A 19,698-nucleotide genomic window follows, 5' to 3' on the forward strand; every position below is an offset into this window, starting at 1 on the left:
CCCACGCGCTTCTTCCGCTCCCCCTTCCAGGAGACCGCCATGCCCGCTTCCCTGAGCGAACCCCGCACCGCGCCCGTGGTCACCCCGGGCGAGGCCACCGCCCTGCTCGACGCCTACCGCGCCGGCACGGACCGCTTCCTCGGCACGCCCCGCCACACCCTGCTGGGGCGCGGCACCCTCGCCGACGTCCCGCACGATTCCAGACCGGTGTCCCTGCGGGTCCGCGAGACGCTGCGGGAGCGGCGGGCCGCGGGCACCCCGTCGCCGGTCGTGATCGGCGCGCTGCCGTTCGCCCCCGACGGCCCCGCCGCGCTGGCCGTGCCCGCCTCCGTGGCCTGGGCGCCACCGCTGCGCGAGGACCCGCTCGTCGCGCTGCCCGCTCCCGGCGCGGAGCGGACCGCCGACTGGGAGATACGGGAGGTACCGGAGCCCGCGGTGTACGGCGCGGCCGTCGCCGCCGCCGTGGCGCGGATGCGGGCCGGGGAGTTCGACAAGGTCGTCCTGGCCCGCACCGTGGAGCTGACGTCCCGTCGTGACCTGGAGCTGCCCTCGATGGTGCAGCGGCTGGCCCGCCGCGACCCGTCCGGCTACACCTTCGCCGTCCCCAGCGGCCCCGGCCGCACCCTCGTCGGCGCCAGCCCCGAACTCCTCGTCTCCCGCACCGGCGGCCGGCTCACCGCCAACCCGCTGGCCGGGTCCGCGCCCCGCAGCGCCGACCTCGCCGAGGACGTACGGCGCGCCGCCGCGCTGCTGGAATCCCCCAAGGACCTGCACGAACACGCCGTCGTCGTGGACGCGGTGCGCGCCGCGCTGGCGCCGTTCTGCACCCGCCTGGACATCCCCGAGCGGCCCACCCTGGTGCGGACCGCAGCGATGTGGCACCTGTCGACGACCGTCACCGGTGAACTCGCCGACCCCCGGGTGTGCGCGCTGGAGCTGGCGTCCGCGCTCCACCCGACGCCCGCGGTCTGCGGCACCCCGACCGCGCCGGCGCGCGAGGTGATCGCCGCGTCCGAACCGTTCGACCGCGGCCCGTACACCGGCATGGTCGGCTGGCAGAACGCGGACGGCGACGGCGAATGGGTCGTCACCATCCGCTGCGCCGAGGCCGAGGGCCGCGCGCTGCGGCTCTTCGCCGGCGCCGGGGTCGTCGCCGGCTCCTCGCCGGAGGCGGAGACCGCCGAGACCGGCGCGAAGTTCCGTACCTTCCTCAGCGCCGTCGGAGCCGCCCTGTGACCACGCCGCCCGCCACCACCCCCGGGCTCGACGCGCCCACCTGGCCCGAGGAGTTCGCGGCCCGCTACCGCGCGGCCGGCTACTGGCGCGGGGAGACCTTCGGCGCCGTGCTCCGCGCACGCGCCGCCGCCCACCCCGACCGCACCGCGCTGATCGACCCGGCGCCGGAGCGCCGCACCTGGACCTACCGCGAGCTGGACGAGGCGGCCGACCGGATGGCCGCCGGTTTCGCCGCCCGCGGCATCGCCAAGGGCGACCGGGTCGTCGTCCAGCTCCCGAACGTCGGGGAGTTCCTGGTCGTCGTCTTCGCGCTGTTCCGCATAGGCGCGCTGCCGGTCTACGCGCTCCCGGCGCACCGCGACACCGAGATCACCTACTTCTGCACCTTCGCGGAGGCGGTCGCGTACGTCATCCCGGACCGGCACGCGGGCTACGACCACCGGGCGCTCGCCTCGCGGGTCACGAAGGAGGCACCGGCGCTGCGGCACGTCTTCGTCGCCGGGGAGCCGGGGGAGCACACCGCGCTCGCCGAGGTGCCGTGCGATCCGTCCGGCCGGATCGACGGGCCCGAACCTCATGAGCTGGCCTTCCTCCAACTCTCCGGTGGTACCACAGGCGTCCCCAAGCTCATCCCCCGCACCCACGACGACTACGGCTACTCGCTGCGGGGCTCCAACGAGATCTGCGGTGTGGACGAGCACACCCGCTTCCTCGTCGCGCTGCCCGCCGCGCACAACTTCCCGATGTCGTCACCCGGTTGGCTGGGCGTGCTGTACGCGGGCGGCACGGTGGTGCTCTGCCCGCGGCCCGATCCCGCGACCGCGTTCCCGCTCATCGCACAGGAACGCATCACGATGACGGGTCTGGTGCCGCCGCTGGCGCTGGTGTGGACCGAGGCGGGCCCGGCCACGGAACACGATCTCTCCAGTCTGGAGCTGCTGCTGGTCGGCGGCGCGAAGTTTTCGGTGGCCGCGGCACGGCGCCTGGAACCGGCGCTCGGCTGCCGGCTGATGCAGGTCTTCGGCATGGCCGAGGGGCTGGTCAACTACACCCGGCTGGACGACGACCCGGAGACCGTCGTCACCACCCAGGGCCTGCCGATCTCCGCCGACGACGAGATCCGGGTGGTGGACGACGCCGACGAGCCCGTCCCCGACGGCGAGTTCGGCCACCTGCTGACCCGCGGGCCGTACACCATCCGCGGGTACTGGCGCGCCCCGCGGCACAACGCGCGGGCCTTCACCGCGGACGGTTTCTACCGCACCGGCGACATCGTGCGCCGCACCCCGACCGGGCACCTCGTCGTCGAGGGCCGGGCGAAGGACCAGATCAACCGAGGTGGCGAGAAGGTCGCACCGGAGGAGATCGAGAACATCGTCCTCGGCCACCCGGCCGTCCACGACGTCTCCGTCGTCGCCGTCGCCGACGCCTATCTCGGCGAACGGACGCTGGCGTACGTGATCCTGCGCGCGGGCGCCGAGCCGCTGAAGCCGGTCGCCGTCAAGCGGCACGTCCGGCAGGCGGGCGTCGCCGACTACAAGGTCCCCGATCTCGTGGAGTTCGTGGACGCCTTCCCGCAGACCGGGGTCGGCAAGGTCAGCAAGAACGGCCTGCGCTCCGCCGCGGCCCCCACCGAGCAGCACTGAAAGGCCCCTCCACCATGGCACTTCCCGCCATCGCCCGCTATCCGCTCCCGTCCCCGGAGGAGCTGCCCGCGGGCCGTGTCGCCTGGACGATCGACCCGGCGCGCGCCGTGCTTCTCGTCCACGACCTCCAGCAGCACTTCCTCGACGCGTACCCGGCCGGTGAACAGCCGCTGACCGGAATGCTCGGCAACACCGCACGGCTGCTCTCCGCCTTCCGCGAGCGCGGGGTGCCCGTCGTCTACTCGGCCCAGCGCGGCGGGCAGACGCCCGAGGAGCGCGGCCTCCAGCTGGACTTCTGGGGCCCGGGCGTCGCCGACGACCCGGCGAAGCTCGCCGTCCCGGACCAGGTCGCGCCGGGGCCGGACGACACCGTCCTGACCAAGTGGAAGTACAGCGCCTTCGTCCGCACCGACCTGGAGCAGCGGATGCGCGGGGCCGGACGCGACCAGCTGGTGATCGTCGGGGTGTACGCACACATCGGCGTGTTGATGACGGCGTGCGACGCCTGGATGCGCGACCTCCAGGCGTTCGTCGTCGCCGACGCCGTCGCGGACTTCTCCCGCGCCGACCACGACCTGGCCCTGAACTGGGCCGCCGGCCGCTGCGCGGTCGTGACCCGCACCGACGCCGTTCTTGAGGAGATCTGAGCATGGCACTCACCCTGGAGACGCTCCGCGCCGACATCGCCGACGCCCTCGGCGAGGACCCGGCGGACCTCCCCGTCGACGAGAACCTCCTCGATTTCGGCCTGGACTCGGTCCGCATCATGGCGTTGCTGGAGCGCTGGCGCCGCGACCACGGTGTGGACGCGAGCTTCGCCGATCTCGCCGAAGCCCCCGCCATCGAGGCGTGGGCCCCGCTGCTGGGGGTCGGATGACCACCCCGCCGGCCGAAGCCGCGCCGCCCACCCGCGAGGACGGCGCCGGGACCGAACTGCCGCTGACCGCCGCCCAGTCGGGCATGTGGTACGCGCAGGCCCTCGATCCGCTCAGTCCGGCGCAGAACACCGCGGAGTGCCTGGAGATCGCCGGGCCGCTCGACCCGGAGGTGTTCGCCGCCGCGCTGCGCCGCGTCACCGCCGAGGCCGACGCGCTGCGCGTCCGTGTCACCGACACCCCGGACGGGCCGCGCCAGCGTCTCCTGCCCGAGGCCGATCTGCCGCTGTCCGTCCACGATCTGCGCGCGGCGGCCGACGCCGACGCCACGGCCGAGGCATGGATGGGCGCCGACCTGGCCGAGCCGTGCGATCTGACCGCCGGACCGCCGTTCCGGCACGCCCTCTTCCGCACCGGCGACGAGCGGTGGCTGTGGTACCAGCGCATCCACCATCTCGTCATGGACGGCTACGGCTACTCGCTGCTGGTACGCCGCACCGCGGAGGTGTACTCCGCGCTGGCCCGCGGCGAGGAGCCGGGGCCGCGCACCTTCGGGTCGCTCGCCGACCTCGTCGCACAGGACGAGGAGTACCGCGCCTCGGAGGCGTACGCCGCCGACCGCGACCACTGGCGGACCGCGTTCGCCGACCGCCCGGAGGCGCCGCGGCTCGCCGGGCGCGGTGCGCTCCCCTCGCGCACCTTCCTGCGCACCACCGCGCACCTCTCCCCCGAGGCGACCGAACGGCTGCGGGAGTTGGCCGCGACGCTCCGGGCGACCTGGCCGGAGGTGCTGATCGCCGCGCAGGCGCTGTACACCTCGCGCGCCTGCGACCGTGCCGACGTGGTCCTCGGCCTGCCGATGATGGGCCGGCTGGGCTCGGTGGCGCTGCGGGTGCCGGGGATGGTGATGAACGTGCTGCCGCTGCGGCTCGCCGTCACCCCCGAGGCGACCTTCGCGCAGCTGGTGCGGCAGGTGGTCCTCGGTATCCGCGAGGCCCGCCGCCACCAGCGCTACCGCTACGAGTCCCTCCGCCGTGACCTGGGCCTGCTGGGCGAGGCGCGCGGTCTGGTCGGGCCGCTGGTCAACGTGATGCCGTTCGACTACGGCGCCGATTTCGCGGGCGCCCCGGCGCGGGCCCGGAATCTCTCCGCCGGCCCCGTCGACGATCTGACCGTCAACGTCTACGACCGCGCCGACGGCCGTGGTCTGCGTATCGACCACGACGGCAACCCGGCGCTGTACGACGGTGAGACGCTCGCCCGCCATCAGGAACGGTTCCTGAACCTTCTGGAGCGGCTCGCCGCCCGCGAACCGCAGCAGCCGCTCGCCGACCACGCCATCACCACCCCGGCCGAACACGCGCTGGTCGTCGACGAGTTCAACGACACCCGGCACGAGGTGCCGCCGACCACCCTGATCGGCCCGATCGAAGCGCAGGCGGCCCGCGCCCCGGACGCCACCGCGCTGGTCTTCGGCGGCACGGCGCTCACGTACGGGCAGCTGAACGCCCGCGCCAACCGGCTCGCCCGGCACCTCCAGGAGCGCGGCGCCGGGCCGGGGAAGCTGGTCGCGGTCTCCGTACCGCGCTCGGTGGAGCTGGTGGTCGCGCTGCTCGCGGTCCTCAAGTCGGGCGCCGCCTATCTGCCGCTCGATCCGGACTACCCGGCGCGGCGGCTGACGTACATGCTCCAGGACGCGTCGCCGGTCTGTGCCCTCACGGACCGCGCCGGGCGGCTGCCGTCCGACGCCGGTACGCCGCTGATCGCCCTGGACGCCCTCGACGTGTCCGGGTACCCGCCGGTCAACCCGGCGCGGGCCCTCACCCCGTCGCATCCGGCGTACGTCATCTACACCTCCGGTTCCACCGGCCGCCCCAAGGGCGTGGTGGTGTCGCACCGGGCGATCGACAACCGGCTGCGGTGGATGCAGCACGCCTATCCGCTGGACGGGCGGGACCGCGTCCTCCAGAAGACGCCGTCGTCGTTCGACGTTTCCGTCTGGGAGTTCTTCTGGCCGCTGCGCCAGGGCGCGGCGCTGGTCGTCGCGGAGCCCGGGGTGCACAAGGACCCGGTCCGGCTGGCCCGCCTGATCACCGAACGGTCCGTGACCACCTGCCACTTCGTCCCGTCGATGCTCCAGGTCTTCCTGGCGGCCCCGCGGGCGGGCGGCTGCACCGCGCTGCGGCAGGTCTTCGCCAGCGGCGAGGCGCTGCCCCGCGAGACGGCGACGCTCTTCGCCCGCACGCTGCCGGGCGCCGCGCTCCACAACCTCTACGGTCCGACGGAGGCCGCCGTCGACGTCTCGTACCACGCGTGCGCGGCGGACGGCGAGGGCCCGGTGCCGATCGGCCGACCGGTGTGGAACACCCGGCTGTACGTCCTGGACGCGGCGCGCCGGCCGTGCCCGCCCGGTGTTCCCGGCGAACTCTTCCTGGCCGGGCGGCAGCTGGCCGACGGCTATCTCAACCGCCCGGAGCTGACCGCGGAACGCTTCGTCACCGACCCGTTCGGGGCGCCCGGCGACCGGATGTACCGCACCGGCGATCTGGCGCGCTGGACGACGGAGGGCGAGGTCGAATACCTCGGCCGCACCGACCACCAGGTCAAACTCCGTGGCCAGCGCATCGAACTGGGCGAGATCGAGGCGGCGCTCACCGCCCGGACGGGCGTGGACGGCGCCTGTGCGCTGGTCCGTGAGGACGGCGCGGGCGAACAGCGGCTGATCGGCTATGTGACCGGCACCGCGGACCCGGCCGCCGTCCGGGCGGAGCTGGCCACGGCGCTGCCGGAGCACATGGTCCCGGCGGCGGTCGTCGCGCTCGACGTGTTCCCGCTGACCCCGAACGGCAAGCTGGACCGGGCGGCGCTGCCCGCGCCGGTGTTCGGCGGCGGTACGGCCCGTCGCCCGGCCAACGACCGGGAGGCGGCGGTGACCCGGCTGTTCGCCGAGGTCCTGGGAGTGGCGGACGCCGGTCCCGACGACGCCTTCTTCGACCTCGGCGGCACCTCGCTGCTCGCGGTGCGGCTGGTGGCGCGGATCCGTGAGGAGTGCGGCGCCGAGCTGACCATCGGCTCGCTCTTCGAGGCGCCGACCCCGGCGGCCCTCGCCGCCCGGCTGGCGACGGCGGCACCCGCCGCGGGGGACGCGCTCGACGTCGTCCTGCCGCTGCGTACCGAGGGCGGCCGGCCCCCGCTGTTCGCCTTCCACCCGGCGGGCGGCCTGTCCTGGTGCTACGCGGGCCTGTCCGCCCGGCTCGGCCCGGACCAGCCGCTCTACGGCATCCAGGCGCGCGGGCTGCTGGACGACGGTCCGCTCCCGCCGGACCTGGAGACCCAGGCCGCCGGGTACGTCCGCCGGCTGCGGGCGGTACGGCCGCACGGACCGTACCGGCTGCTGGGCTGGTCGGTCGGCGGGATCCTCGCGCACACCGTGGCGGTGCTGCTCCAGGAGGCGGGCGAGGAGGTCGAACTGCTGGCGCTGCTCGACGCGTTCCCGGCGGAGCAGTGGCGCGAGCGGCCCGCGCCGGAGGAGGGCGACGCGCTCACCGCCGTGCTGCGGATGGCCGGTTTCGACCGGACGGACGAGCGGAGCCGTGAGGACGTGCTGACGACGCTCCGCGCGGCGGGCAGCCCGCTCGCCGGCCTCGGCGACCACACCCTCTCCCGGATCGTCGACATCGTGCCGCACCACGCCCGGATGATGCGCGCCCACCGCCACCGCCGTTTCGAGGGCGACGTGCTGTTCTTCACCGCGGCGGCGCCGCGCGCGGAGGACTGGCTGACCCGCGATGCCTGGCGCCCCCACGTCTCCGGCCGGATCGTCAACCACGATCTGGACTGCACCCACCCGCAGTTGATGCGGGAGACGCAGCTGGACGCCATCGCCGCCGCCCTCGCCCCGCGGCTGACGGACACCGCCGCATGAGCCCCACGGGCCCCGCGCCGGCCCTCGCACGGACCGGCGGCCCCGGCCCCGCCGCCGCGGAGCCGGCGCGGGGCCCGTGGCTGCGTCTCGTCACCGCGGAGTCGCCGGACGAGGACGACAGGGCGCTGCTGGACGCCCGGGAGCGGCGCCGGGCCGCGGCGCTGCGCCGTCCGGCCGACCGTGCGCTGTACATCGCCGTCCACGCGGAGCTGCGCCGGGTGCTGGGCGGTCTGCTGGGCACGGCGCCGGGCGCGGTGGAACTGGTCCGGCTGGCGTGCCCGGGGTGCGGCGGCCCGCACGGGCGTCCGGCGGTGGCGGGCGGGGGCGTGCATTTCTCGCTCGCGCACGGCGACGGCCTGGCGCTGCTGGGGCTGGCCGCCGCGCCGATCGGCGTCGATGTGGAACGTGTCCCCGCGGCTCAGCTGGTGGCGGACGCGTCCGCCGCCCTGCACCCGGCCGAACGGGCGGAGTTGGCGCGGCTGCCGGAGCCCGCGCGCCGCGCCGCCTTCGCCCGGTGCTGGACCCGCAAGGAGGCGTATCTCAAGGCCACGGGCGAGGGCCTGTCCGGTACCGCTCTGCACGACCGCCGCCTGGGCTGCGGTCCCCGCCCGGAGCCGGTCCCCGGCTGGACGCTCACCGACGTACCGGTCCCCGGCGGCTGGGCGGCGGCCTGCGTGGTACGGGGCTCCGGCGCGGCCACGCCGCCGCACCGATGGCCGGCAGCGCGCAGCGGCTCCCCCGTCAGGTGAGGACCGGCCGCTGTCTGCCGTCGATGAGTTCGCGCACGGCACCGCCGGCGCGCGCGGGCGCCTGCCTGGATTCACCTCGTCCTGCCCCGGGCGCTACCGGACCGGGAGGTCGATCCCGTGTTCCGCCCTGGGCCGAGGACCGTGGATCTGCCGGTCGGCCTCGGCGATGGCGACGTCGTTGATGCTCGCCTCGCGGCGCCGCATGAGGCCGTGGGCGTCGAACTCCCACAGTTCGTTGCCGTAACTGCGCCACCACCGGCCCTGCACGTCGCGGCACTCGTACCGGAAGTGGACGGCGATGCGGTTCTCCTGGAACGACCAGAGGCTCTTGCGGAGCGCGTAGTCGAGTTCGCGCTCCCATTTCCGCGTCAGAAAGGCGACGATCTCCTCGCGGCCGCTGAGGAACGTGTCGCGGTTCCGCCACACCGAGTCCGGGGTGTAGGCCCGTGCCACCCGGTGGGGGTCACGGGTGTTCCAGGCGTCCTCTGCGGCCTGGACCTTTTGCAGGGCGGTCTCGTGCGTGAACGGCGGGTAGGGCGGGCGGTCTTCCGGCACGGTGGTCTCCTCACGTGAAGAACGCGCGTTCTCCATCGGTGAGGGCTAAGGTAGAGAACGATCGTTCTCACCGTCAAGGAGCCCTGGATGCCCGCGCCGATCACCGAGGAACAGCACCGCCTGGACCGCGAAGCACTCCTCGACGCGGCCGAGGGGCTCTTCTACGCGCGAGGCGTCCAGGCGGTCGGCATGGATAAGCTCCGGGCGGCATCCGGTCTGCCGCTGAAGCGGATCTACCGGTTCTTCCCGGCGAAGGAGGACCTCGTCGTGGCGGTGCTCCGACGCCGCGACGCACGGTGGAGAGAGGAGCTGGCCGCCCATGTGGAACAGGTCGGGGACCCTCGCCGGCGCGTGCTCGCGCTCTTCGACTGGCTGGCCAGGTGGTTCGCCCGGCCCGGTTTCCGCGGCTGCGCCTGGGTCAACGTCCACGGCGAGCTCGGTTCGTCGTCCGAGGCGATAAGGGCCGAAGTCCGGTCACACAAGCAGGCGTTCCACGACCAGATCGCGGGCTGGGTGCACGCCACCGGGCTGCCGGTGACCGAAGCGGTCTTCCTGCTCGCCGAGGGCGCCATCGTGACGGCCGGCATCAGCGGCGACCCGGCCCCGGCCCGTCACGCCCGCGCGGCCGTCACCACACTGCTCGGCACGCCGTGACCCCAGGGCGCCACGCAGCCGACGGGCCGGCCCGTCGCGCTCACGCGCCGCGGCCCCACTCGCCGAGCGTCGCGGCGGCCCAGCCCCGGACGCGCTCCGCGAACCCCGCGGCGGGGAACGAACCGTCGACGGCGACCTCGTGGAGGGTCACGGAGAACCGGGACCGCGGCGCACCCCGCTGCGGCGGGACCCCGTCCCCCGCGCGCCGTGCGGACCCGCCCCGAACCCGGTGGTTGTTGCCGCGACGGGCCCGCCCGACGACCTGGTTCACCTCGTCGAGGCCGCCTTCGAGGTAGGCACGCAGGAGGTCCCGCGCCCGCGCGCCGCCGTCGGCGGGCAGCCGACCGGGATGCTGGAGCAGATAGCAGGAGACGGAGACCCCGTGCAGCGGCCCCCACGGCTCCCGCCGCGCATGGTCCAGCCCGAGCAGCACCTGGAACAGCTCGTCACAGGAGTACGGCTCCGCCGGCGCACCGCATTCGGCGCAGCGCTCCATCTCTTCTCCTTCACCCTTCGGGCCACGGCGCGGGCACTCCGGCCGACGCTCCCGCCGCGGAGGTCATCATGCCGACGGCCCCCGGAGGAAGGGAAACGACTTACCCGCTCTCAGGCCCGTCCGCCGGCGAACAACTCCACGATCCCGTCGGCGAGTTCGTCGCGCCAGCACAGATAGTCGTGGCCGCCGTTGAACTCGCGGTAGGTGGCGTCGTCGTACCCGGCGGCGGCGAGCGCGTCGCGCAGCCGCCGGGCGGCGGGCAGCGCCACCCACTCCTGGGCGCCGGAGGAGAGCCGGAAGCGGACCGGCTGCCGGGGGACGGCGGCGAGGCGGGCGGTGAGCCATTCCGCATCCGGGCCGACCGGCCACCAGAACGAGCCGGACTGGGAGAGGACGTTGCCGAACCGGTGCGGGGCGGTGAGCGCCGCGTACGCCGCGGTCAGCCCGCCCAGGCTCTGACCGGCGATCACTGTACGGGCCGGGTCGGTGGTGAGCGGGAGCCGTCCGGCGGCCCACGGAAGCAGCTCCTCGTCGAGGAAGGCGACGAACTCGGGGCGGCAGGTCAGCTCCCGCCAGCGGGTGGCGGCGTCGACGGATTCCGGGAGGAGCGCGGCGACGGGCGGGATGCGGCCGTCGGCGACGAGGTTGTCGAGGAGGTGCGCGACGCCGAGCCGGGGCTGCCAGTGTTCGCCGTCGAGCAGCACCAGGACCGGCAGCGCGGCGTCCGGTGCGGTGTGCGGCGGCCGGTAGAGCCGGACCCGGCGGGCGTCGCCGAGGTGGCTGCTCGGCACGTCGTGTGTGGTGACGGTGCCCCGGGGGACGCCGGGCCGCGGCTCCCACCCGGCATCGCGCGGCGCGTCGGGCAGCCGCACGCAGGAGACTCCCGGTCCACCCCAACGGCCGGGCAGTGTATGGGAGTTGAGGGGGTCGGCATGTCGGCGGGTGCGGAGCCAGGGGGCGTAGCCGTCGTCGTCCGGTGCGGGGCCGTCACCCTCGTCGACGCAGAACTCGTAGCTGCCGTACCAGTCGCGGCGCAGCCGGAGCGTCCAGTGCCAGACGTCGGTGCCGGGCAGGCGCGCCATGAAGTTCGCGTCGGGGGCGCGGGGGTCGACGAGTTTGTTGGGCAGCACCTGGACGGCGCGGGTGGCGGGGGTACCGCGCCAGAGGAAGGTGACGGCGGCGTGGTCCGCGTCGCCCTGGGGGTCGGGCCCGATGAGCGGGGTGCCGGTGCGCGCCGTCTTGGCCCAGAACTCCGCGACGCGGTCCGGTGCGGGCAGGACGGGGCCGGTGGCGATCCTCGGCAGCGGCTGCGGACGGGCCGTGCGGGGCGGGTGGTGGACGGTGCCCTCGGGCGGCGCGGACGCGAGCATGCGGCGGAACTCCGGTGACGGGGGGGCGGGCGGCCGTGCGGCCGTGCGCCCGGGCGGACTTCCGGGGCGCCGCTCGGACACCCCGAAAACTTAGGGTCACCTTACCTTCGCCGCCGCGCCGCACCCGAGAGGGGCCACCCGGACCTCGCCTGTGACGCGAGCCACACCATTTCCCGCTCAAACTTAGGTAAGCCTAAGCTAATTTATTGCCAGCTCGCTTCTCCGCGAACACCCCAAAAGGCATCCCCGCCAAGGAGACTGACGCCGCATGTCCGCACTGCCCCTCCGCATCCGCCGGCTCGCCGCCACCGCCGTGGCCCTCGCCGCGGGCTCCACGCTCACCCTCACCGGCGCCGCCCACGCCGCCCCCGCGACGCCCGCCACCCACCCGGTGACCGCTGCGCACACGGCGCCCGCCGCGGCGGCGCCCCTGGTCAAGGGCCTCTACCAGTCCGCGTACTCCGAGCGGAACCACGTCCTGTGGGCGACCGCCGCGGTGGGCCGCCCGCCGGTGACCCAGTCCCAGCTGGTGAAGGTGGACCCGCGGACGATGACGGTCCGCGCGTCCTACGCACCGCCCGTCACCGACCGGGCCACCGGCGCCGTCGAGGCGGTCTACGGCATCGACGTCGACGACCGGCACAACACCGTCTGGACCACCAACACCCGCGACAACTCCGTCGCCGTCTACAGCCAGCGCACCGGCAAGCACCTCGCCACCCTGCCCGGCGTCAACCACGCCCGGGAGGTCGTCGTCGACGAACGCCACCACACCGCGTGGGCCAGCGGCTTCGGTGACGGCACGCTCGTCGCGTTCGACACCCGCACCTACCAGGAGAAGAAGCGCGTCACCGTCGAGGGCGCGGGTCCCACCGGACTCGCCGTCAACGAGCGCACCGGCACCGCCTACGCGGCCGATCTCAACGGCAACCAGATCATCGAGGCGGCGCCCGGCGCCCGGAAGCCCCGGCTGATCCCCACCGGCGAGGGCCCGATCTCCCTCGCCCTCTCCCGCGACGGCCGCACCGCCTACACCGCCGACCAGAAGGCCGGTACAGTCTCCGTCGTCGATCTGCGCAAGGGCACCGTCGTCCGGACCGCGCCGACCGGCGAGGGCACCCTCGCCGTCGCGAGCGACCCGCGCACCGGCACCGTCGCGGTCGCCAACCGCACCGCGGCCACCGTCTCCCTCCTCGACCCCCGCAAGGGCACCGTCGTCCGGACCGTGCCGACCGGCGCCCGGCCGAACCACATCGAGATCGCCCGCGGCACCGCCTACGTCGTCGACAAGTCGGGCACCGGCCCGCAGGGCGAGGACCAGCTCAACCGGATCCGCCTCACCCGCTGACCCGCTCCCCCGTGCGCCGCGGCCCCGGCGTCTGCCCCCGCGGGCGGGCACCGGGGCCGCGGCGCGTCCGGAGCGGGTGCGCTGCTACCCGCCGCCGCCCAGCGTCTCCCGGAGCAGCGCCGCCAACTCGTCCGACGCCACCTCGCCCAACTCCTCGAACGCGCCGGAGCGGCGGCCCAGCACGATGCCGATGACCGCGGCGACCACGATCTCGGCGCGCAGCCGGGGCTGCGCCCGGCCCTCCGCCGTGAACCGGCGGTGCAGCGGCTCCACGAGCCGGTCGTGCAGCGCCGCGCGGGCCGCCTCGTCCGCCGCCGGGTCGCTCAGCGGCTGGACACCGACCTGGAGAATCGGGACGAAACCCCGGCGGGCGGCGCCTTCGAGGACCTGCTGCAGCCGGTCCGGGGCGAGGAGGTCGCTGACCGGCGCGTCGCCCCGTTCCGCCTCGACGGCGGCGAGGTAGAGCTGCGTCTTGCCGCCGAAGTAGCGGGCGATCAGCGCCGGGTCCACGCCCGCGCGGCGGCCGATGTCACGGGTGGTGGTGCGGTCGAAGCCGCGTTCCGAGAAGAGTTCGCTCGCCGCGCGCAGCAGCGCCTCGCGGCTGCGCGCGGAATCCCTGCGGCGCGCCTCCTGAGTGCCGGTCACCGCCGTGCCTCCACATCCTCCCGCCCCGCGGGCTCACCCTCGACCGCTGCCACCTTATGCGCCGGGGCGAGCGCCACCGTCTTCGGGGAGCCGGTTGCCGTCCGCCCGGACCCGCCGCGGACCAGCAGATATCCGATGAGGGCGGTGATCACCCAGACGCCGCAGCCGGCCATCCCGGCCACCCGGTAACCGTTCTCGGCGGGCAGTCCACCGGTCCCGGGGTGGGCGGCGAGCACCGCCGCGGTGAAGGCGCTGCCGGAGGAGTAACCGATGTACTTCACCACCTGGTTGAAGCTCAGCGCGCTGCTGGTCTCGTGCGCCGGAACCGCGCCCACGATCAGCGCCGGCATCACGGACACGGTCACCCCGGCGCCCAGCCCGATGATCCCCATCGCGACGAACGCCTCCCACAGCCCGCCCCGCACCCAGGTGAACAGCGCCGTGCCGCCCAGGCAGATCAGACAGCCCAGCGGCAGCATCCGGCCGGGCGACACGGAGCGGGACGCCAGCCGCACCAGCCGCCCGGAGACCATGCTGGCCACCGAGAACGGGGTGAGGATCAGCCCGGCGATCACCACCGAGGCGCCGAACCCGTACCCCGCCGAGCGTGGCGTCTGCACGTACTGCGGCACCATCGACAGCATCACGTACATGCCGACGCCGGAGAGGACCGCGGTGAGGTCGGCGGCGAGCACCGGCCGGTCGCGGACCAGGCGGACGTCGACGAGCGGGTGCGGGGTGCGCAGTTCGTGCACCACCCACCAGGCGAGCAGCGCCAGGGACACCCCGGCCAGCGCGATCAGCTTCGGCGAGGTCCAGCCCCAGCGGCCGCCCGCGGTGGTGGTGAGCAGCAGCCCGGCCATACCCACGGCGAGCAGCAGCGCCCCCGTGAGGTCCAGCGGATGCTTCGGCCTGGCCGGCGACGGCGGCAGGACCACGGCGAGCGCCAGCAGCGCCAGCGCGGAGGCGAGGGCGGCGAACCAGAATCCGGCGTGCAGACCCAGGTACCGGGCGAGGACGCCGGTGAGCGGGTAGCCGAGGCCCACCCCGGCGGCGGCGGTCAGCGAGAGGGTCGCCACGGTGTGCCGGGCCTTCTCGGGCGGCAGCGCGTCACGGGCGGTGGCCATGGTCAGCGGGGTGAGGGCGATGCCGACGCCCTGGAGCGCCCGCCCCACGAGCAGTCCGGAGAAGCCGGTCGGCAGCGCCGCCAGCAGGCTGCCGACGAGCGCCAGCGTCAGCCCGCCGAGGATCACCCGGCGCCGGTGCGGCCCGTCACCCAGCCGTCCCATCAGCGGCGTGACGACCGCGCCGACCAGCATCGTCACCGTGAGGGACCACTGGGCCACCTCCAGCGAGACATGGTCGACCCGGGCGATGGTCGGGATCAGCGGTGCGCCCAGGCTGCTGATGATCGCCACCAGCATCCCGACCGACACCAGCACGGGCACCAGGGCCCGTTGCTTCCACGGGGACCTCGTTCGCGCGGCTTCCACGCCGGCTCCTCCTGTTCAGTGACGCCGCCATGTCAGCGGTTGATGTCATCGTACGATGACATCCTCGCATTCGAACGCCATCGCCCTCCGGAGTGAGCCAGGACACGGGGGCGGGAACACGAAAAGGGCGGCGGCGCACGGGGGAACCGTGCGCCGCCGCCCTTGCCGAGGGGCCGCTACTCGGGCCGGATCGCCTGGATGTCCAGCTCCACGCGGATCGTCGCGCCGATCGCGGCGATGCCCTTGGCCAGCATCGTGCGCCAGTCCAGGGTGAAGTCCTCGCGGTGCAGCTCGGTCACGGCCTGGCAGGCGGTGCGGGTCTCGCCCGCGATACCGGTGCCGATCCCGAGGTAGCGGGTGTCGAGCTGCACGGTGCGGCTGACGCCGTGCAGCTGCAGCACGCCCTGCACCGCCCAGCGGCTGCCGCCTTTGTGCACGAACCGCTCCCCGGCGAACTGCAGATACGGGAACCGCACCACGTCCAGGAACTCCGCCGACCGCAGATGCTCGTCCCGCATCCGTACGCCGGTGTCGATGCTCGCTGCCTCGATGGCGACCTCGACCCGCGAGTCCTCCATCCGTTCACCGATCCACAGGCCGCCCTCGAAGCGGTTGAACCGGCCGTGGATCTCGGCGAGTCCGATGTGCCGGGCGGTGAAGCGGATGGCGCTGTGGTCGGGGTCGATCCGCCACTGTCCGGCGGCGGGCAGCGGCAGCGCCGGGGCGGGCTCCAGGGCGATCGGGCGCGGCCCGGTCCGCTCGCCCGCCACCACCTCGACCTCGCACCGCTCCGGCCGGAACCCGTCGGACGTCACCACGAGCCGGTACGCACCGGGCCGCAGCGTCACCGTCAGCCGCCCGTTGGGGTCGGTCCGCCCCTGCGTCACCTCCTGGCCGCCGAGGTTGCGGACCGAGACCGCCACCCCCGCCATCGGCAGTCCGACGGGATCGTCCACCCGCAGGTCCAGCGCGCCCGCACCGCCGGGCAGCGGCGAGGGAGGGCTGTGCGGCATTCGGTCGCGCAGGCGGTTCAGAAAGGCGAGAGGCATGGCAGGACGGGGCCCATCGGTTGTGCGGTACGGCGGGGACGGGAGCGGAGCACGGAAGGGAGCGCACAAATGGTGCGCATTCCCCCCTCTTCCGCTTCTATCCTTTCATTGACGCCGCGGCGAAATGATCCTGAGCTGTCATGAGCCGCCCAAAGGTGACCTTTCTCGCACCTCGCCACCGAGGGGATCCGATCACCCCGTTCCGCCGTCGTGAACACCCACCCATTCCCCCATCCGCCTTTCTCACACCCCGGGCGGTTCCGCAACCCCCGTACGGATGTGGGCACTACACGATCGTGCACCGCGGTGGCGGCCGGTGGCCCGCGCAACGGACAGGCTGGAGAGGACCGCCGGAACCGATCCCGCGAGTCGTTCCGGTCTCCCCTGTTCACGGAAGGCGGTTCGCCTCAATGTCCGCGACTGTGCTCCCACCGCACCCCGACGACCTCGGCGGCATCCCCGTCGTCGACGTCTCCCACACCCCGGCCCGCACCCCCTTGCTGCGGACCATGGCCCTGGCCCGGCAGCACGGTCCGGCCTTCATCCAGCGGCAGCACGGCCGGGACACGCTGTTCGTCAGCAGCCTGGACCTGGTCACCGAGCTGTCCGACGAGCGGCGCTTCGGCAAGGCGATCGGGCCGGCGCTGGAGAACGTCCGGGAGTTCACCCACGACGGGCTGTTCACCGCGTACCACGACGAGCCCAACTGGGCCAAGGCGCACGACATCCTGATGCCCGCCTTCGCGCTCGGCTCGATGCGCACCTACCACCCGGTGATGCTGCGGGTCGCCCACCGGCTGATCGCCGCCTGGGATCGCCGGTGCGCGGACGGCACACCCGTCGACGTGCCCGAGGACATGACCCGGATGACCCTGGACACCATCGGACTGGCCGGATTCGGCTTCGACTTCGGCTCCTTCGAGCGGGACGAGCCGCACCCCTTCGTCGGGGCGCTGGTGCGCTGTCTGCACTGGGCGATGACGAAGCTCAGCCGCGATCCGGAGCGGGACCACACCGAGGCCGACGCGGCGTTCCGCGCCGACGCCGCCTATCTGGCGTCGGTGGTGGACGAGGTCATCGCGGCACGCACCGCACCGGACGCGCCGGCGCCCGACGACGAGGACCTGCTGGGGCTGATGCTCGGCGCCACCCACCCCTCGGACGGCACCACCCTCGACCTGGCCAACATCCGCGACCAGGTCATCACCTTCCTCATCGCCGGACACGAAACCACCTCGGGCACCCTCTCCTTCGCCCTCTACAACCTGCTCAAGAACCCGTCCGCGCTGCGGCAGGTGCAGCGTGAGGTGGACGAGCTGTGGGGCGACACGCCCGACCCGGAGCCGACGTTCGAGGACATCGGACGGCTTCACCACACCCGCCGCGCGCTCAACGAGACGCTGCGGATGTTCCCGCCCGCCCCCGGCTTCTCCCGCCGGGCGCTCGTCGACACCGAGCTGGGCGGCGTACCGCTGCGGGCCGGGCAGTGGGCGACGGTGCTGACGCCGATGCTCCACCGGGACCCGGCCTGGGGCGACAACCCCGAGCTGTTCGACCCCTCGCGCTTCTCCCCCGAGGCGGAGGCGGCCCGCTCCCCGCACGCCTTCAAGCCGTTCGGCACCGGTGAACGCGCCTGTATCGGCCGGCAGTTCGCGCTGCACGAGGCCACCATGATGCTCGCCATGCTGGTCCACCGCTACCGGCTGCTCGACCACGCCGGCTACACGATGGACCTCAAGCAGGCGCTCACCATCAAGCCGGACGGCTTCACCCTCGGCCTCGCCCCGCGCACCCCGGCCGACCGGGCCGCGCACCGCAGCACGCCGCCCGCCGGCGCCGCGCACGAGGCGGCGACCCCGGCCGACGGCACCCGGCCCACCCGGGTACGGCAGGACACCGGCATCCTGCTGCTGCACGGCTCCAACTACGGGACCTGCCGCGACATCGCCGCCCGCCTCGCCGACACGGCCGCGGAGACCGGCTGCGCCACCGCCCTCGCCCCGCTCGACGCCCACGCCGGCGCCCTCCCCACCGACCGGCCCGTCGTCATCGCCGCCGCCTCGTACAACGGCCGCCCCACGGACGACGCGGCCGCGTTCGTCCACTGGCTGGAGACCGCCGGGCCCGGCGCCGCCGCGGGGGTGACCTACGCGGTCCTCGGCGTCGGCGACCGCAACTGGTCCGCCACCTACCAGCGCGTCCCCACCCTCATCGACGACAAGCTGGCCGCCCTCGGCGGCACCCGGCTGCTGGAGCGTGCGGAGGCGGACGCCTCGGGCGATCTGAACGGCACGGTCACCGCGTTCACCGGCGCCCTGCGCACCGCCCTGCTCACCGGCTACGGCGACCCGGAGAGCGCCGGCGCCGCCCCCGCCACCACGCCGGAGGGCCCCGCCCACACCGTCACCGAGATCACCGGCGGCCCGCTGGACGCGCTCGCCGCCCGGCACGGCATGACCGCGATGACGGTCACCGAGACCGGCAGCCTCACCCGCCCCGACCACCCGCGCGCCAAGCGGTACGTCCGCCTCGCGCTGCCCGCCGGGCAGACGTACCGCACCGCGGACCATCTGACGGTGCTCCCGGCCAACGCGCCGGAGCTGGTGGAGCGGGCCGTCCGGATCCTGCGGGTGGACCCGGACGCCGTCCTGCAGATCACCGCCCACCGCCCGCGCCGCGACGGCCTCGCCCTCGACCGGCCGGTCACCGCACGCCAACTCCTCACCCACCACGTCGAGTTGCAGGACCGGCCGACCGCCGGACAGCTGACGCTCCTCGCCTCGCTCAACCCCTGCCCGCCCGAGCGCAAGGCCCTGGAGGCGCTGGCGGAGGACGAGACGGCGCGCGCCGTTGACCACCGCGGGCTGCTGGACGTCATCGAGGACCACCCGGCGCTGGCGGCGGAGCTGACCTGGCCGGTGCTGCTGGAGCTGCTGGCGCCGATCCGGCCGCGCCACTACTCCGTCTCGTCCTCGCCGACCGGCGACCCGCACCACGTCGACCTGATGGTCTCGCTCCTCCAGGCCCCCGCCCGCTCGGGCCGGGGCACCTACCGGGGCACCGGCTCGGGGTATCTGCACTCCGTGCGTCCGGGCGACACCGTGTACGCGCGGATCCAGCCGTGCCGGGAGGTCTTCCGGATCCGGCACGACGCGGACACTCCCCTGATCATGGTCGCGGCCGGCACCGGCCTGGCCCCGTTCCGCGGCGCCGTCGCCGACCGGCTCGCCCTCGCCGCGGACGGCGCCGCACTCGCCCCCGCGCTCTGCTATTTCGGCTGCGACGCCCCGGACGCCGACTATCTGCACTCCCGGGAGCTGCGCGCCGCCGAACTGGCCGGGGCGGTCCGGATGCGCCCGGCCTTCAGCGCCGCCCCGGTCGACGGCCAACGCTTCGTCCAGCACCGCATCGCCGCCGAGTCCGCCGAGGTGTGGAAGCTGCTCGACGCCGGGGCCCAGGTCTATGTCTGCGGCGACGGCGCCCGGATGGCCCCGGGCGTCCGGGACGCCTTCCGCGCCCTCCACCGCGCCCACCACCCCGGCGCGGACGACGCCGACGCCGCCGCCTGGCTCGACAGACTGATCGCCGAGGGCCGTTACGTCGAAGACGTCTACGCGGCCTCCTGAACCGTCCCGCCCACCCCCGGAACCCGGAGGT

Annotated in this window: 15 protein-coding genes; 9 read left to right on the forward strand and 6 right to left on the reverse strand. The window is 74.4% G+C overall.

What is annotated here, in order from left to right; genetic code table 11:
• The first annotated feature begins 39 nt into the window (after positions 1-39).
• The 6 genes from ACF1BH_RS12515 to ACF1BH_RS12540 are packed head-to-tail and all read left to right on the forward strand — an operon-like array spanning position 40 to position 8,431.
• Complete coding sequence (locus ACF1BH_RS12515; protein ID WP_391642429.1) at positions 40-1,236, forward strand: isochorismate synthase; 1,197 nt, start codon at positions 40-42, stop codon at positions 1,234-1,236.
• Complete coding sequence (locus ACF1BH_RS12520; RefSeq protein ID WP_391642430.1) at positions 1,233-2,882, forward strand: (2,3-dihydroxybenzoyl)adenylate synthase; 1,650 nt, start codon at positions 1,233-1,235, stop codon at positions 2,880-2,882. Before ACF1BH_RS12515 ends, ACF1BH_RS12520 begins: the two co-directional genes overlap by 4 nt.
• A 14-nt stretch (positions 2,883-2,896) precedes the next feature.
• Positions 2,897-3,529, forward strand: a complete 633-nt coding sequence (locus tag ACF1BH_RS12525; RefSeq protein WP_391642431.1) for an isochorismatase family protein — start codon at positions 2,897-2,899, stop codon at positions 3,527-3,529.
• Positions 3,530-3,531: 2 nt separating this feature from the next.
• A complete protein-coding gene (locus tag ACF1BH_RS12530) occupies positions 3,532-3,759 on the forward strand; it encodes a phosphopantetheine-binding protein (RefSeq protein WP_391642432.1) in 228 nt (75 codons plus the stop codon).
• Complete coding sequence (locus ACF1BH_RS12535; RefSeq protein WP_391642433.1) at positions 3,756-7,682, forward strand: amino acid adenylation domain-containing protein; 3,927 nt, start codon at positions 3,756-3,758, stop codon at positions 7,680-7,682. Before ACF1BH_RS12530 ends, ACF1BH_RS12535 begins: the two co-directional genes overlap by 4 nt.
• Positions 7,679-8,431 carry a 4'-phosphopantetheinyl transferase family protein gene (locus ACF1BH_RS12540; RefSeq protein ID WP_391642434.1) on the forward strand — a complete coding sequence of 251 codons (753 nt, stop codon included), beginning with the start codon at positions 7,679-7,681 and terminating at the stop codon, positions 8,429-8,431. Before ACF1BH_RS12535 ends, ACF1BH_RS12540 begins: the two co-directional genes overlap by 4 nt.
• A 93-nt stretch (positions 8,432-8,524) precedes the next feature.
• On the opposite strand, the gene ACF1BH_RS12545 is transcribed toward ACF1BH_RS12540, so the two are convergent.
• Positions 8,525-8,986, reverse strand: a complete 462-nt coding sequence (locus ACF1BH_RS12545) for a nuclear transport factor 2 family protein (RefSeq protein ID WP_391642435.1) — start codon at positions 8,984-8,986, stop codon at positions 8,525-8,527.
• Positions 8,987-9,073: 87 nt separating this feature from the next.
• Here ACF1BH_RS12545 and ACF1BH_RS12550 point away from each other — a divergent pair, with 87 nt between their 5' ends.
• Positions 9,074-9,640, forward strand: a complete 567-nt coding sequence (locus ACF1BH_RS12550) for a TetR/AcrR family transcriptional regulator (RefSeq protein WP_391642436.1) — start codon at positions 9,074-9,076, stop codon at positions 9,638-9,640.
• A gap of 40 nt (positions 9,641-9,680) precedes the next feature.
• On the opposite strand, the gene ACF1BH_RS12555 is transcribed toward ACF1BH_RS12550, so the two are convergent.
• Positions 9,681-10,136, reverse strand: coding sequence for a DUF5946 family protein (locus tag ACF1BH_RS12555; RefSeq protein ID WP_391642437.1), 456 nt, complete (start codon positions 10,134-10,136; stop codon positions 9,681-9,683).
• Positions 10,137-10,246: 110 nt separating this feature from the next.
• Positions 10,247-11,506, reverse strand: coding sequence for an enterochelin esterase (gene fes, locus ACF1BH_RS12560; RefSeq protein WP_391642438.1), 1,260 nt, complete (start codon positions 11,504-11,506; stop codon positions 10,247-10,249).
• A 268-nt stretch (positions 11,507-11,774) separates the two neighbouring features.
• Between fes and ACF1BH_RS12565 the strand changes: the two genes are divergently transcribed.
• On the forward strand, positions 11,775-12,854 hold the full coding sequence (locus ACF1BH_RS12565; RefSeq protein WP_391642439.1) for a YncE family protein: 1,080 nt from the start codon (positions 11,775-11,777) through the stop codon (positions 12,852-12,854).
• Positions 12,855-12,938: 84 nt separating this feature from the next.
• Here ACF1BH_RS12565 and ACF1BH_RS12570 read toward each other — a convergent pair whose 3' ends face one another.
• From ACF1BH_RS12570 to ACF1BH_RS12580, 3 genes are all read right to left on the reverse strand, one after another.
• Positions 12,939-13,499, reverse strand: coding sequence for a helix-turn-helix domain-containing protein (locus ACF1BH_RS12570; protein ID WP_391642440.1), 561 nt, complete (start codon positions 13,497-13,499; stop codon positions 12,939-12,941).
• Positions 13,496-14,992: an MFS transporter gene (locus ACF1BH_RS12575; protein ID WP_391642441.1), complete on the reverse strand. Its 1,497-nt coding sequence runs from the start codon at positions 14,990-14,992 to the stop codon at positions 13,496-13,498. Before ACF1BH_RS12575 ends, ACF1BH_RS12570 begins: the two co-directional genes overlap by 4 nt.
• A gap of 176 nt (positions 14,993-15,168) precedes the next feature.
• Positions 15,169-16,041, reverse strand: a complete 873-nt coding sequence (locus ACF1BH_RS12580; RefSeq protein WP_391642442.1) for a YceI family protein — start codon at positions 16,039-16,041, stop codon at positions 15,169-15,171.
• Positions 16,042-16,451: 410 nt separating this feature from the next.
• Between ACF1BH_RS12580 and ACF1BH_RS12585 the strand changes: the two genes are divergently transcribed.
• The gene (locus tag ACF1BH_RS12585; RefSeq protein ID WP_391642443.1) at positions 16,452-19,667 is read left to right on the forward strand and encodes a cytochrome P450; all 3,216 of its coding nucleotides are present in this window, start codon (positions 16,452-16,454) and stop codon (positions 19,665-19,667) included.
• The last annotated feature ends 31 nt before the right edge of the window (positions 19,668-19,698 follow it).

Source organism: Streptomyces sp. NPDC014733 (assembly GCF_043083385.1).
Taxonomy (GTDB): Bacteria; Actinomycetota; Actinomycetes; order Streptomycetales; family Streptomycetaceae; genus Streptomyces.